This window comes from Bacillus sp. UMB0893, assembly GCF_002858905.1.
Taxonomy (GTDB): Bacteria; Bacillota; Bacilli; order Bacillales; family Bacillaceae; genus Bacillus_P.
Genome location: NZ_PKLB01000009.1, coordinates 108,067 through 123,254, shown reverse-complemented (window position 1 = coordinate 123,254; position 15,188 = coordinate 108,067). Strand labels below are relative to the sequence as shown.

The following is a 15,188-nucleotide window of genomic DNA, read 5'->3' as shown; positions in this document are numbered from 1 at the left end:
GATGGCAAACTTAAATGAAACGAAAGTCCAGCAAATTTTAACAGCTTTAAAGAAAATTAATTATGGCTCTGTCCTTATCACGATCCATGAGGGGGAAATTACGCAGCTGGATAGCACAGAAAAAAATCGGTTTACAAAACCAAAGACAGCCGCACTCAAATGAAATATCTAAGATTAAGCAGCTGACAGTCATTCGACCGGTCACCCGGAGAAGACACGATTTCTATTTAATAGAACGTGTCTTTTTTTTATAAAAAATAGCGAAGGGATGGATGATAGTGAGTCAAACTTATCAAAATGTAGAATTCGGCTGGTTTATTCCAACAACTGGTGATGGCAAATATATTGGTGTAGCACCAGAAAGAGAGTCAACTTCAGCATACATGATTCAAGTAGCAAAGGAGGCTGAGAAAGCTGGTTTTACCTTTGCCCTTATCCCTACAGGAGGATCTTGCCTGGATGCCTGGATTGTTGGGTCTGTTATTGCCTCACATACTAGTATTCTGAAACCGCTGGTGGCGATGCGGCCAGGTTTAATCGCATCGGTTTTAGCTGCAAGAATGGCAGCCACTCTTGATGTAATTTCTGAAGGCAGGGCTTTGATCAATGTTGTAACGGGCGGTTCGCCTGATGATTTAAAGGCAACGGGTGACCCGCTTGCGGAACATCATGATAAGCGCTATGACCGGACATTGGAGTTTTTAGAAATTGTTAAAAGCTTGTGGAACACCAATGCGAGTGTGAATGACAATGAGTTTTTAGGTGCCCGCAATAGCAGCGGAACCGAAAAAGGAATATTTTTCAAAGGTGAATATTACGCGATCGAAAACGGTGCGAGCCATCCTGCCCCGATTCAAAAACCGTATCCCCCGATCTATTTTGGCGGAAATTCGAGAGCAGGGAAGAGGACTGCTGCAGAATCAGCTGATGTTTACCTCATGTGGGCTGAACCTCTGGATTGGATAAAAGAACAGATAAATGAAGTCAATCAAATTGTAAAAGAGGTGAATGAGGAAAAGGGGTTGAATCGCAGCCTCAGATTTGGACTTAGAGCCCAAGTATTGGTCCGCGAGACAGAAGATAAGGCATATGAGGCTGCATGGGAAATCATCAGTAAAGTAGATAAACAAGCTATTAGTTTATCGAATCAGCGCTTCTCGAGAACAGATGCTACAAATCAAAAAAGACAGAATCAGCTCAGAAAACAATCTGAAAACCAGGATTACTTTGCTGGTCCGAATTTATGGGCCGGACTATCGACTGTAAGAGGAGGCGGTTCACTTTTACTCGTGGGTACACCTGACCAGGTTTCTGATCGAATATTAGAATATGCAGACCTTGGCATTTCTTCTTTTATCCTATCTAGATATCCCAATTTAGAAGAAGCTGAAAGAACAGGAAAGCTTCTTTTACCGCTTGTGAAAGAAAAACTTAAAGAAAAAGCAAATGTAATTCAAAATATTTAATGGAAAGGAGATATATATGGCTCTTTTAGAAATAAATGGCTTAAACAAAAGGTTTGATTCGGAAAAAGGACAGACTCATGCGTTAAAAGATATTGAACTGGCCGTTAGCAATGGAGAGTTTATCACCATTATCGGTCCGAGCGGGTGCGGGAAGAGCACGTTATTAAAAATTATTGCAGGATTAGATGTTGAGTTATCTGGAAGCGTCAGAATTGACGGTGAAGAAGTGGAAGGGCCGACCATTGATAAAGGATTTATTTTTCAAGAACCAAGACTTTTTCCATGGTATACCGTTGAGAGAAATATAGCAGCAAACTACTCTCTCCGTGACAAAGTGATTAGGGATAAAGTGGATGAATTGATTCAGCTTGTTAAGTTAGATGGATTTGCTAAAGCATATCCGAAAGAGCTATCAGGAGGGATGGCCCAACGAGTTGCGATAGCACGAGCCCTGCTGCGGAATCCTAAGGTCCTGCTGCTTGATGAACCGTTTGGCGCTCTTGATGCATTTACTAGATCCCACATGCAGGAAGTACTCCTTAATATCTGGCAGAAGAACCGGACAACGATGCTTTTTGTGACACATGATATCGATGAGGCCATATATCTTGGGGGACGAGTGGTAATCATGAATGCAAGACCTGGCTCGATTCGGAAAATCGTTAATATTGAATTACAGCATCCAAGAAAAAAATCAAATAAAACCTTTCAAGAGTATCGTCATCTCATTCTGAATGAGTTTGAAAAGACAGACGAATTAGAACTGGTTAATAGCGCAGGAATTTAGCGGAGGTGAAATCGTTGAGCAATAAAGCAGAATGGATTTATTCTCCATCACTTGATCATGAAAAAGACATAAAAAAACAAAAAATAAAACGAGTGAAACAAAATGATAAAGTAAGTGTTTTTATCAGAGGTATGATTTTCCCTCTTATCGTTTTAACAATCTGGGAATTAGCAGGATATTTCAGTTTGATTTCAGATACCCTGCTTCCAAGACCGAGCAGCATTTTCCTCACGTTTGTTGATTTGGTTACTGCAGGAAATTTGCTCTATCATTTTCAAGTCAGTTTTCTCCGTGCTTTAGGCGGATTTCTGATTGGGGGAACTCTTGGATTAATTGCAGGCCTGGCAGTTGGGTTTTCCAGTAAAGCAGAGCAAACGCTCGATCCAACTATGCAAATGCTTAGAACAATCCCGACTTTGGCGGTTATTCCGTTATTTATCTTATGGTTTGGCTTCGGTGAAGTATCAAAATTGCTGCTCATTGCAAAGGGAGCTTTCTTTCCTCTCTATGTCAACGCATTTCTTGGCATACGCAGCGTAGATACAAAAATGTTTGAAGTAGCTAAGGTGTTGGAATTCAGCAAATGGAAGCAAATAAAAAATTTAATTCTTCCATCAGCCCTTCCTAACATTTTGCTCGGTTTACGCCTTGCACTAGGAGCTGCTTGGCTGGCTTTGGTAGCAGCCGAGCTCATGGGTTCAAGTGAAGGAATCGGTTATTTGATTACAGACGCCAGACAATTCTCCCAGACTACTGTCGTGTTTGTGGGGATCATTATTTTTGCAGTATTCGGGAAAGCATCAGATTCGTTTGTTAGGTTCTTTGAGAGAAGATTGCTGAAATGGCGGGATAGCTATAAAGGCTAAATACGGAGGCTAAAGAGTATGGATCAAAAAAAACGGTTGCTGCACTTGAATTTATTTTTGACTAGCATGGGTCATCACGAGGCTGCATGGCGACATCCGTCATCAGATGTAGAAAGTGCGCTCGACTTTCGTTATTTTCAAGAAATTGTACAAAAAGCAGAAGCTGCTAAATTAGACTCTATTTTTCTCGCGGATCGATATTCGGTTTCAAAAAAAGCCGTTAGATATGGAGAACTTGGAGGAGGTGGATTAGAGCCTGTTACTCTCCTGTCTGCATTATCTGTCGTTACTAAGAAAATCGGTCTGATTGCAACATTATCTACGTCTTTTAATGAACCGTATAATGTCGCCAGAAGATTTTCATCTCTCGATCACTTAAGCAAAGGGAGAGCAGGGTGGAATGTCATCACTTCTGGAACAGATGAAGAAGCTCGCAACTTTAATCTCGAGCAAATTCCGGCACACGAAGACCGGTATAAACGTGCTAAAGAGTTTGTAGAAGTGACGAAAAAACTATGGGACAGCTGGGAAGAAGGTGCTCTTGTAAAAGATAAATCATCAGGAATTTATGCAGAAAACAATAAAGTGCATGAAATAAATCATAAAGGCAAGTATTACTCTGTCAAAGGACCGCTGAACAGTGCAAGATCTCCACAAGGTCATCCTGTTATTGTTCAGGCGGGCTCTTCAACAAATGGAATTGATTTTGCTGCTCAATTTGCGGAAGTGATTTTTACAGCTCAGCAGTCATTAGAAGATGCTCAAGTTTTTTATCAGACTTTGAAATCCAGGGCACTAAAATATGGTCGATCTGCAGAAGAAGTCATCATCCTGCCTGGAATTTGCCCAATCATAGGGGAAACGGAAGAGGAAGCTAAAGAAAAAGAGGCAAAACTTCATGAATTAACCAATCCTGAATACAGCCTTCTGCAGCTTTCTAATCGTATCGGCATTGATTTGACATCATATCCGCTGAATGGTCCGCTGCCAGAGCTGCCTGAAATGAAAGAAGTCAAAGGCCATCAAAGCAGAACGAAGCTCATCCGAGATCTTGCAAATAAGGAACAATTAACGATAAGGCAGCTTCTCATCCGTCTTGCAGGAGGCCGCGGCCATTTCACAATAGCGGGTACGCCAAACCAAATAGCGGATGAACTTGAATTGTGGTTTAAAAATGGTGCAGCAGATGGATTTAACATTATGCCTCAGCTTATGAGCGAAGGCTTTGATGATTTTATTCAATTGGTGATACCTGAACTCCAGCGCCGAGGACTGTTTCGAAATGAGTATACAAGTGATACACTTCGAGGAAATCTTGGTCTCTCGGTTCCCGGTGAAAAAACAAAAGTCCTTAACTAGGAAAAAAAGGGGGACCAATTATGATATCAGCTCGCAAATCAAAACCAATAGGAGTCATAAGCCTAGTGCTGCTCATTCAAGTCATGTTGTCAGGATGCGGAGCTCAAACAAGTTCTGCTGGAAAGGAAGCTGAATCTCCTAAAGGTAAAATAACAGTTCATATAGGTGTTCAGGGAAGCACTGGAGTCTTGCCATACGCACGAGAGAAAAAGTCGTTTGAAAAAGCATTTGAGAAGGCTGGTGCTGAAGTAAAGTGGCATGAGTTTGCTAGCGGGCCGCCCCATTTTGAAGCATTAGCGTCTGGCAGGCTTGATTTTGGAGCAACGGGTGGAACCCCTTTAATTGCAGGACAATCTGGCGGAGTCGATTTTAAGGCAATTGCTGTTACAACAGACGGTAAAAAAGGAAACTCGATTGTAGTTCCAAAAGGAAGCACTATAAAAGATTTAAAGGATTTAAAAGGAAAGAAATTAGCAGTAGCTAAAGGAAGCAGTGCGTATAATTTTCTGTATATGGCGCTTGAACGGGCAGGACTAACAGATGAAGATATTAAAATTGTTCAGCTGCAGCCAGATGAGGCAAGACCTGCTTTAGATAACGGATCAATCGATGCTTGGTCAACATGGGAGCCTTATGTCACAACTGCGGTCTTCCAAACTGGAGCAGAAGTCTTGGTCAGCGGGGAAGACGTGAATATTAATGCGCCAGGTTTTCTTATTGCACGAACGAAATTTACAGAAGAGAATCCGGAGCTGACTGTCCTTTTTTTAAAAACTTATGAAGAGGTTAGGAAGCACTTTGTTGAAAACATAGATGAAGTATCAAAAGAAATTGCTGATTCTGAACATGTAGAAGTGGATATTATTAAAACGGTCTTAACTAATACAACAGCAATTTTATCCCCAACAACAGACGAATTTAAAAAGGCTCACCAAGAACAAGCTGATTTTCTGTATGAAGCAGGTGGGATTACGAAAGAAATTGATACTTCTAAAGTGATAGAAAACCGGTTTGTTGAACAAGCTTTAAAAAAGGATAACAAATGAGAATTATTCTGGCAGATTAAAAGAAGATGCTTATTTCAGCATCCTCTCTTTTTTTGATTAGGACTACTTAAGGTGGGTTAATGAAAGATATCTTATGTATATTAATAGATTTCTGCATTTGTAATCTTTGGCAGAGTATATTTGGAGGAAGGCGGTATCATCACTCGAGTACTCTAAAATGAAACATTCTTTGAAAAAACCTCCTCTAAGTTGAAATAAGGAGGTTATTTCATATTAATTTTTACTCATATTCCTTCAAAACCTTCTCAATATATGAATTATCCACCACTTCAGTTACATCCAATTCCTTTTTAAGTCCGCCAAGGTCTAACAGAAGATTTGCTGTGTTTTGCTGTTCATTAACGATTTTCTTCTCAATTGGAGTATTTACTGGAACAGAGTTCTCTAATACTTTACGAATTACTTCCTTATCAGTCTTTTTAAGCTCTGAATAGATAGCAATCGCTTCATCTTTATTTTCATTTTGCCATCTTGTTGCTTTTTCAGTTACTTTTAAATAAAGCTCAACTAATTCAGGGTGTTCCTCAGCAAATTGAGTTCTGACGATTTGGAAGCCTGGACTGAAGGTTCCGATCGCTTCTCCATTTGAAATAATCTTTGCTTCATTGTTTACAACTTGAATGGATTGATAAGGCTCCCAAATCGCCCATGCATCCACTGACTTTGTCTCATAGGCAGCCTGTGCTTCATCTGGCTGAAGCTGAATAATTTCAACTTCTGCAGGCTTGATGTTTTCCTTTTCCAATAAGCGATACAAAAGACCGAAAGCACTGCTTCCTTTTGCAACAGCTATTTTCTTTCCTTTTAGATCTTTAGGAGATGTGATGGAACTATCCTTAGGAACAAGAATAGCATCTCCTTTTTCGCCAGTGCTTGCCGTTGCAATTTCAGTAAAAGAAATACCTGCACCTTGACCGGAAAGGACAGGGATATTTCCGACACGTCCAAAATCAAGCCGGTTCGATGCAATGGCCTCAAAATAGGAAGGGCCGCTTTGAAATTCAACCCAGTTGACTTTAGCACCTGCTTTTTCAAATTCTTCTTCAAACCACCCTTTTTGCTTAGCGATTAAAATTGGCCAAATGCTTTGCTGAATCCCAATGTTGACGGTTACCTCATCTTTCTTGTCAGCTGAATTCGCTGATTCGGATTGGCAGCCTGCAAGAATTGCAAAGATAAATATGAAGATAAATAGATTAAAAGTGTACTTATTAGAACTCATTTTCATTCCCCCATTTATGATGTGATAATCTGACAGCTAATTTGGTAGATCACTTCCTTTGCCGCAGAAACAGGAAAGGCCCTATCCATTAGCAAATGAAATTACTAAAAGACAGGGCCTTCGGTTGACTGATCGGCTCAATTATTTTATTTATTATAATCATCATAATATTTAGTATTCAGATTAGTCAAGTTGGAATTATTTTAAATCCACCTTGACTAATCTGAATAATCAGAATAAAATAATTATATTATATATACACGTCGACTAGATCACTAGAGGCTTTAATTTTGTTCAATCAATGAGCAGAGTTAGAGCCTCTTCGCATATCACAAAGGGAGGAAAATATCTTATGAGATCTTTGTTAATTGCCGGAGGAGATAATATTGAGAAAATCAGTATGCGGCTGGAGCAGCATGGAGTTAAAGTCGTAACTCACATTGACGGAAGAAAACCGAAACTTGTATTAAAGGAAATACCAAGTAAAGTGGACATCGTTTTAATCATCACTGATTATATTAATCATAATCTTTCCAGGGTGGTAAAAAAGAAAGCTCAGGAAAAATCAATTCCTATTTGTTTCTCCAATCGTTCGTGGAATTCGATTTCAACCGAGATTAAGAGGATGATTGATTCATAACAAATTCAATTTTGATAAGATGGATTCATGATTTTGCTGATCGGTCATCCGAAAGCTCATACCCTCAAAAGGTATGAGCTTTTTTATTCAAAAGGAGGTGTTAGCAGTTGGATAAGGACCAGAATGAAACGATTTATCAGGTACTTGAATTAATAAATAAAATAAAAGATGGATCATTAATCATCACGTTTTATAATGGGGAAATTACCCAATTAGATAGTACCGAGTATTTTTATTTAATGGATGACATTTAATACGAGTATATTTATAGGAATATTTTTCTGGATTACCAGTAAGATAGAATGGAGATCTATTTACAATTAAATTGAATTTCTTCTTATCAAGAGAGGCGGAGGGAATGGCCCGATGAAACCTCAGCAGCAGATTCTATCACTAGAAGACTGTGCTAAATCCATCAAGCATGATGCTTGGAAGATGAGAAGAGGTATGCTGGAAAGCTATGAAACCTCTTCTTAAAGACGGAAGGGGTTTTTTACTGATAAAAACCCTTCATTTGAAAACATGATAAAGGGGTGCGCGAAATGGGAACTATTATTCGGCAGGCTATTGAAAAAAGAAAGAGTCATTTAATCAGTAAGCTGTTAAGCAATGGCATTTACAAAAAAAATGATCTGCATTTATTTGAACTGACATTAACTGAGCTTGAAGAGGAATTCAAGAGGACTTTAAAAATGCAATGAAATTAAACAGTCATAAGTTTTTTTCTATCTATATGTCTAGATTGAACTTCATTTCGAATGAAGATAGGTTTGGATTTGGAGAGGGTGTTATATAGGAACCATGTTCCATTTTTAAAAAATAAATAGTAAAATAATAGAAAAAAGTAGAGAAGGATCGATGAATTATCATCTGATGTGAGGATAGAAGCCATGGTGAGAAAAATGAAAGATGATTTTGAAGATATTAAAAACATATTACAGCAGGTTACTGAAGAATCTACGAGTTTTCTTAAGGGGCTTGAATTTCGATCAGCAGCTGTCCAGCCGCCACTTTTTCAAAGGGATCGACTTCCTTCTGAAGGCCTTGGGGCTATATCTGCATTAGAAACCTTCAAGGAAATCTATGCTCCTTATCTTAGTGGAAGTGCTGGTTCCCGTTATTTGGGTTTTGTAACAGGCGGCTCAACACCAGCGGCCATAGCAGGAGATTGGCTTGTTAGTGTATATGATCAAAATGTTGTCGTTAAAGAAGACTCAGTTGCTGTCAACCTAGAGATGAAGACTATTGACATGTTGAAGGAATTATTTCATCTTCCTGATGAATATAGCGGAGCTTTTGTCAGCGGAGCCACAATGGCGAATTTTGTTGGTCTTGCTTTAGCAAGGCAATGGGTGGCGCATCAGCATGGGATTAATATCTCACAACAAGGCCTTTACAGTCTTCCGAGAATGAATGTGGTTGGCGGTTCTCTGCACTCCAGCATCTATAAAGCTCTATCAATGCTTGGTATGGGAAGAGAGTCTGTTCAAACGATTCCACTTTTGTCAGACAGAGAAGCTATTGATATATCAAAACTTCGGGAGTTTCTAAGAAAAAATCAAGGTGAGCCTTGTATCGTCGTAGCTAATGCAGGTACAGTCAATACAGTAGATTTTGATGATCTAAGAGAAGTAATTAAGCTAAAGGATAAATACTCTTTTTGGCTTCATGTCGATGCAGCCTTTGGCGGATTTGCCGCTTGCTCCCCAAAATACAAAGAATTGGTACAGGGTATGGATCAAGCTGACTCAATCACGATCGATGCACATAAATGGCTCAATGTTCCGTATGATTCTGCCATGCAGTTTACCCGTCATAAGCAATTACAAGTTGAGGTGTTTCAAAATAATGCCGCTTATCTGGGAAGTTCAATTCAAAATCCGGAATTTATTCATTTAACACCTGAAAATTCAAGACGTTTTCGTGCTTTGCCTGCATGGTTTACATTAAAAGCATATGGGAAGGAAGGATATAAGGAAGTCGTTGAACGAAACGCAGAAATGGCTCAATTACTTTCTAATCGATTGGAACAAAGTCCATTTTTACGATTGGTTGCTCCAACGAGACTTAATGTCGTTTGCTTTACTCTAGCATATGAAGGGGTAACGATGGAAGATATTAAGAAATATCTCCAATCATTAAAACAGGATGGGCGTGTATTTATGACACCAACCATCTATCAAGGAACCCCTGCTGTCCGTGCAGCATTCAGTAATTGGCGTACGGACGAGAACGATGTAGAAATCATTTGGGATGCTTTAGGTTATGCAATAAAAGAAATGAATAGGTAGGAATTTTTTAGTTTGAAATTGGATCGAGGGCTTCTGTAGGCTGCCTGATTTCTTTTTTATGTTACGAGGGGGATATACCATGGTCGAAGAATTTAGATTAACGGATGGCCCTAAGGCATCATTTATCTGACACTATTTATACATAGAAAAACGGCTAACAGCTCCCTATGTTGCACTTTTAGAATATATTGTTTTTAAAAAGTTAATAAGAGACTTCCTCATTTGGAATTCAGCATCTTCTTGTTATACACCCCTTGTACAACAAAATAATAGTTTGAAAGGGAGTCAACCAATATGCAGCATTTATCTTTACCTAAAGAATTAGAGAGATTCAAGAAAGACATTGAAGCAACTCTGCAGCCTACGATTAAAATCTCGGCAACAACGAATACGCCGACTTTGTTTCAAAGTAAATTTGCAGGCAACCCCTATTTGCCTAAAGCTTCTGAGCACCCAAGAGATGAAGTAGGAAAATATATGAAACTATTAGCACAGATCAATTGTGAAGAACTTCCTAATAAATTAATAGATATGCCATTAAAAGGGATGCTGCAATTTTTTCTTGCAGGAGACCATGATGTCATGGGTCTTGATTTTAACGAACAAACGAATCAACAAAATTTCAGGCTTGTATATTACGATGAAATCGTAAAGGAAGACGAAATTATAACTGATTTCTCATATATGAACAGTTTTGGCGAAGAATACTTTCCAATAGAAAAAGAGCTTAAGATTTCTTTTGCTTTAGAAAATGAGGCGGTATCAGTCACTGATTGTGCATTTGAAGATTCCTATGAGCAATTGGACTTTGAAGAGCATGCAGGAGTAGATGATGATGGACACGAGATCACTCTTTTTGATTTGTACGGAGAAAATCTATCAAATGAAGGCCATAAAATTGGGGGATATGCTTTCTTCACACAGGTTGATCCAAGGGGATATGCTGAAAACTATAAAGATTACAATGTGTTATTACTGCAAATTGACTCTGATGATGAGAATGGGATTATGTGGGGAGATTGTGGGGTAGGGAACTTCTTTATAAGGAGAGAGGATTTAAAGAAACTCGATTTCACGAACGTCTTATACAATTGGGACTGTCATTGAAAAAAATCCTTAGCTCTATAAGTATATTTGGTACGAGACAGGCGTCGTTCCTTTAAAAAGGAATGCTGCCTTTTTAATTGGAGAATTTGGAAGGTAATTCCCTTCTTAATAATCACTTGAACTTTTTTGTTTTTGATTGTTAAGTCAAAAAATTGCATGAATATTTTTCCGTCAATACGGAAATTTCCGGAAAATCGGAATAATTTGCAGATCTCTTCCTGAAATCCGGAATAACACAACTGCCATATTATTGAATATTCTGTCTAACAAAAATGTAATCCTTTGTCCTGTTTGGATTTCTGACTATTTTGCGAATTATTTAGTTTTTTTAAAGTATTGGCACGTTTCTTGCATGTATTATGATGAGCTGTTTCATTAGAAGGAAAACGTGAACAGGTCGGATTGCACATTTTGTAAGCGTTTACTTGTGTAAGACGGCTCAGGTTGCAAGTTTGATAGAGGTTAAAAAAGGGGGATGTTTGTGGAAATCATTATTATTTTATTGTCACTAAGTTTGTTGATGTTTGTTGCTTATCGGGGATTTTCTGTTATTTTGTTCGCTCCGATCTGTGCATTGTTCGCAGTATTGCTGACAGATCCGAGCTATGTACTGCCGTTTTTCTCCAACGTTTTTATGGAGAAAATGGTAGGGTTTATTAAACTTTATTTTCCAGTATTCTTGCTTGGTGCTATTTTCGGGAAGGTTGTTGAAATGTCTGGCCTTGCTGAATCAATTGCCAAAACGATTGTAAAGCTTGTTGGAGCAAAAAGAGCGATTCTTGCCATCGTACTGATGGGTGCTATCTTAACTTACAGCGGTGTTAGTTTGTTCGTTGTTGTGTTTGCTGTCTATCCATTTGCAAAAAATCTGTTCATCGAGGCAGATATTCCAAAACGTCTGATTCCTGGAACTATTGCGCTTGGTGCGTTTACGTTTACGATGGATGCACTTCCGGGAACACCGCAAATACAAAACGTTATTCCAACAACCTTCTTCAAAACAGACATTTATGCCGCTCCTGTTCTGGGGATCATAGGTGCGATTTTTGTTTTGTCACTTGGAATGTGGTATTTGGAATCACGACGGAAAAAAGCAGAGAAAGCTGGCGAAGGATATGCAGGCTTTCATTCAGAGACAGCAGCTGGACTAGATCCCGAGCTTGCTCGTGAAAAGGAAGAGGCAACGGTCTCAGCGGGAACTGAACCTAGTGTTGCCCGTCAGATTCTAGCTTTCGTACCTCTTGTTTTAGTTGGCGTCATGAACAAATTCTTCACTGTTTCTTTTCCGAAATGGTATCCGAACGGATTTGATTTCTCAGCGATCGGACTTGAAGCATTTGGGAAAATCGAGCTTCCATCTGTCGTTGCGATATGGTCTGTTGAACTTGCACTTTTAATTGGAATCATCGCGACATTTGCTTTTGACTGGAAAGCTGTAACCGCTAACATTAAAGAAGGCTTGAACGCAGGAATCGGCGGTGCACTTCTTGCAGCAATGAATACTGGAGCTGAGTATGGATTTGGTGGAGTCATTGCAGCGCTTCCTGGATTTAAAACAGTCAGCAGCGGAATTTCTTCTACATTTACAGATCCACTCGTAAATGGGGCTGTAACAACAACGACTCTTGCAGGGATCACTGGTTCCGCATCTGGAGGGATGGGAATTGCGCTGAGCGCGATGTCCGAAAAGTACTTGGAAGCCATTGAAAAGTTCAATATTCCCCCGGAAGTTATGCATAGGGTTATTTCGATGGCATCAGGCGGTATGGACACTCTTCCGCACAATGGAGCCGTTATTACGCTTCTTGCGGTTACAGGTCTCACTCATCGTCAATCGTACCGTGATATTTTTGCCATCACGATTATTAAGACAGTTGCTGTATTTGTCATTATCGCTATTTACAGCCTATTCGGCCTAGTTTAAACATTCATCACAGAAAGAGGGGAAGCACACATGGCAAATGGAAAAATCTTAGACTCATTTACACAAGCCATTGATAGGGTAGAAGATGGTGCAACATTGGTAGTCGGAGGCTTTGGCCTCTGCGGTATTCCGGAAAAAGCCATTCTTGCTTTAAGAGATAAAGGGGTAAAAGATCTGACAGTTGTAAGCAATAACTGCGGTGTTGACGATTGGGGCTTGGGATTGCTGCTCGCTAACAAGCAAATCAAAAAAATGATGTCTTCCTATGTAGGAGAAAACAAAATTTTCGAACGTCAGTATTTAAGCGGTGAACTTGAAGTGGAACTGATTCCTCAAGGAACACTTGCAGAAAGAATGCGTGCCGGCGGTGCTGGAATTCCTGGCTTTTATACTGCAACCGGAGTAGGAACGAAGGTGGCAGAAGGCAAGGAGCATAAAGAGTTCGACGGTCGTACGTATATTCTTGAAAGAGGAATTGTTGGAGATTTTGCGTTTGTGAAGGCATGGAAAGCGGACCCGCTTGGAAACTTGGTTTTCCGGAAAACGTCCCGAAATTTCAACCCGGTGGCTGCGATGGCTGGGAAAATCACAATCGCAGAAGTCGAAGAAATTGTAGAAGTCGGAGAACTGAATCCAGATGAAATTCATACACCGGGCATTTATGTACAGCACGTACTGCTTGGTGCGAACTATGAAAAACGAATCGAACGTCTTACGGTTCGTCAGGCATAAGAAGGAGGCATAAACATGAGTGACAGCAGACAAATAATGGTGAAGCGGGCAGTGAAAGAAATTAAAGATGGCATGAACGTAAATCTTGGAATCGGGATGCCAACCCTTGTAGCAAATGAAATTCCGGATGATTACAATGTGCTTTTGCAATCGGAAAATGGATTGCTTGGTATCGGTCCATATCCGATTGCAGGAACCGAAGATCCAGACCTGATCAATGCTGGAAAAGAAACGGTAACTAGTGTTCCAGGTGCCTCCTATTTTGACAGTGCAGAATCCTTTGCTATGATCCGCGGCGGCCACATTGATCTCGCCATTCTTGGAGGTATGGAAGTTTCCGAACAAGGAGACCTTGCGAACTGGATGATTCCAGGAAAAATGGTGAAGGGAATGGGCGGTGCCATGGATCTGGTTAATGGCGCTAAACGGATTATCGTTATTATGGAGCATGTCAATAAATATGGGGAATCCAAGGTTAAAAAAGAATGCTCTCTTCCTTTGACAGGCAAACAGGTTGTTAACCGCCTAATTACAGAGCTTGCTGTATTTGATTTTGCAGATGGCTCAATGGAACTCGTGGAACTGCAGGACGGAGTGACCATTGAGGAAGTAAAAGAGAAAACGGAAGCATCATTTACAATAAGCCAATCTCTAATGACCACTCATTAAAGGGAAGGATCAGAAAGGACAATTGCGATGAATCGATTACTTAATGAAAAAGTGGCGCTTGTAACAGGTGCGGCGAGCGGTATCGGATTTGAAGTTGCCAAAGAATTTGCTAAAGAAGGAGCGGCTGTCGTCATTTCTGATGTCAACCTTGAAGCAGCCGAAGCAGCTGCAGCAAAGCTAAAAGAGGAGGGCTTTGAATCGATCGCTGCTGCTTGCGATGTAACGATAGAAGAACAAATCATACAAACGATTGAAACGGTTCAAAAAAAGTATGGCCGCTTGGACATTCTTGTTAATAATGCCGGTCTGCAGCACGTTTCTCCAATTGAGGAATTTCCGACGGACCGATTTGAATTCCTGATCAAAGTCATGCTGACAGCACCTTTTATAGCTACGAAACACGTATTTCCGATCATGAAAAAACAAAAATTCGGACGTATTATTAATATGGCATCGATCAATGGAGTCATCGGCTTTGCCGGAAAAGCAGCATATAATAGCGCAAAGCACGGTGTTATCGGACTGACTAAGGTTTCAGCGCTTGAAGGGGCGGAACATGGAATTACCGTTAACGCGCTTTGTCCGGGATACGTTGATACACCGCTTGTTCGCAACCAGTTAGCTGACCTTGCGAAAACGCGCAGCGTTGAACTTGAACGTGTTTTAGAACAAGTCATTTATCCGCTTGTACCGCAGAAGAGATTGCTCTCAGTACAGGAAATTGCCGACTACGCAGTCTTCTTGGCAAGCGACAAAGCAAAAGGAGTGACCGGTCAGGCTGTTGTGCTTGATGGCGGGTACACGGTTCAATAATCAGATTGAGAAGAGGGGTCAGCAGCGGCTGTCCCTTATTTTGTTTGCAAAAAAAGAAATATGTTAACGTCTTTTTATTGAGAATAAATAGGGGCGTAAATTAGTCATTTTCGTTCAATCGGGGTCCGGATTTCTGTAAGTGATAAAAAAGCCTTCAAGGAGTTTTAGCGAAAAAGTGGCGGGTAGTTCACCAAATCTACCAACCTATTGATTTCTTCAATCCCATCTGTGTAATATGAGTATAA

At 40.1% G+C, this 15,188-nt stretch carries 16 protein-coding genes and 1 riboswitch; of the genes, 15 read left to right on the top strand and 1 reads right to left on the bottom strand.

Translation table 11 applies throughout. The annotated features are described in order from the left end of the window. Position 1: 1 nt before the first annotated feature. The 6 genes from CYJ36_RS19290 (at position 2) to CYJ36_RS19265 (ending at position 5,524) form a co-directional block, all read left to right on the top strand. On the top strand, positions 2-163 hold the full coding sequence (locus CYJ36_RS19290; RefSeq protein ID WP_101568886.1) for a YezD family protein: 162 nt from the start codon (positions 2-4) through the stop codon (positions 161-163). Between the two features lie 115 nt (positions 164-278). Beyond that, positions 279-1,466, top strand: coding sequence for an LLM class flavin-dependent oxidoreductase (locus CYJ36_RS19285; protein WP_374702831.1), 1,188 nt, complete (start codon positions 279-281; stop codon positions 1,464-1,466). Between the two features lie 16 nt (positions 1,467-1,482). Next, positions 1,483-2,253 (top strand): ABC transporter ATP-binding protein, encoded by a 771-nt coding sequence (locus CYJ36_RS19280; protein ID WP_101568884.1) that lies wholly within the window; start codon positions 1,483-1,485, stop codon positions 2,251-2,253. A 35-nt stretch (positions 2,254-2,288) separates the two neighbouring features. Continuing rightward, positions 2,289-3,119, top strand: a complete 831-nt coding sequence (locus CYJ36_RS19275; RefSeq protein ID WP_374702839.1) for an ABC transporter permease — start codon at positions 2,289-2,291, stop codon at positions 3,117-3,119. A gap of 18 nt (positions 3,120-3,137) precedes the next feature. Next, positions 3,138-4,478 (top strand): LLM class flavin-dependent oxidoreductase, encoded by a 1,341-nt coding sequence (locus CYJ36_RS19270; RefSeq protein ID WP_101568883.1) that lies wholly within the window; start codon positions 3,138-3,140, stop codon positions 4,476-4,478. Between the two features lie 83 nt (positions 4,479-4,561). Continuing rightward, complete coding sequence (locus CYJ36_RS19265; protein ID WP_374702838.1) at positions 4,562-5,524, top strand: aliphatic sulfonate ABC transporter substrate-binding protein; 963 nt, start codon at positions 4,562-4,564, stop codon at positions 5,522-5,524. A gap of 241 nt (positions 5,525-5,765) precedes the next feature. On the opposite strand, the gene CYJ36_RS19260 is transcribed toward CYJ36_RS19265, so the two are convergent. Beyond that, positions 5,766-6,767, bottom strand: coding sequence for an aliphatic sulfonate ABC transporter substrate-binding protein (locus CYJ36_RS19260; protein ID WP_142382726.1), 1,002 nt, complete (start codon positions 6,765-6,767; stop codon positions 5,766-5,768). Between the two features lie 352 nt (positions 6,768-7,119). Here CYJ36_RS19260 and CYJ36_RS19255 point away from each other — a divergent pair, with 352 nt between their 5' ends. From CYJ36_RS19255 to CYJ36_RS19215, 9 genes are all read left to right on the top strand, one after another. Next, entirely contained in the window at positions 7,120-7,407 is a 288-nt protein-coding gene (locus tag CYJ36_RS19255; RefSeq protein ID WP_101568880.1) for a DUF2325 domain-containing protein, read from the top strand. A gap of 107 nt (positions 7,408-7,514) precedes the next feature. Then, entirely contained in the window at positions 7,515-7,661 is a 147-nt protein-coding gene (locus CYJ36_RS19250; RefSeq protein WP_101568879.1) for a DUF2292 domain-containing protein, read from the top strand. A gap of 80 nt (positions 7,662-7,741) precedes the next feature. Further along, positions 7,742-7,849: riboswitch (SAM riboswitch) on the top strand. A 100-nt stretch (positions 7,850-7,949) separates the two neighbouring features. Continuing rightward, positions 7,950-8,108, top strand: a complete 159-nt coding sequence (gene fbpA / locus CYJ36_RS19245; protein ID WP_101568878.1) for a Fur-regulated basic protein FbpA — start codon at positions 7,950-7,952, stop codon at positions 8,106-8,108. Between the two features lie 189 nt (positions 8,109-8,297). Then, positions 8,298-9,698 carry a pyridoxal phosphate-dependent decarboxylase family protein gene (locus tag CYJ36_RS19240; RefSeq protein ID WP_101568877.1) on the top strand — a complete coding sequence of 467 codons (1,401 nt, stop codon included), beginning with the start codon at positions 8,298-8,300 and terminating at the stop codon, positions 9,696-9,698. Between the two features lie 294 nt (positions 9,699-9,992). Continuing rightward, positions 9,993-10,805, top strand: a complete 813-nt coding sequence (locus tag CYJ36_RS19235) for a YwqG family protein (RefSeq protein WP_101568876.1) — start codon at positions 9,993-9,995, stop codon at positions 10,803-10,805. A gap of 481 nt (positions 10,806-11,286) precedes the next feature. Continuing rightward, positions 11,287-12,729 carry a GntP family permease gene (locus tag CYJ36_RS19230; RefSeq protein WP_101568875.1) on the top strand — a complete coding sequence of 481 codons (1,443 nt, stop codon included), beginning with the start codon at positions 11,287-11,289 and terminating at the stop codon, positions 12,727-12,729. 30 nt (positions 12,730-12,759) lie between these two features. Then, positions 12,760-13,461 carry a CoA transferase subunit A gene (locus CYJ36_RS19225; protein WP_101568874.1) on the top strand — a complete coding sequence of 234 codons (702 nt, stop codon included), beginning with the start codon at positions 12,760-12,762 and terminating at the stop codon, positions 13,459-13,461. A gap of 15 nt (positions 13,462-13,476) precedes the next feature. Next, positions 13,477-14,130 (top strand): CoA transferase subunit B, encoded by a 654-nt coding sequence (locus tag CYJ36_RS19220; protein ID WP_101568873.1) that lies wholly within the window; start codon positions 13,477-13,479, stop codon positions 14,128-14,130. Positions 14,131-14,157: 27 nt separating this feature from the next. Next, entirely contained in the window at positions 14,158-14,943 is a 786-nt protein-coding gene (locus tag CYJ36_RS19215) for a 3-hydroxybutyrate dehydrogenase (RefSeq protein WP_101568872.1), read from the top strand. Positions 14,944-15,188: the final 245 nt, after the last annotated feature.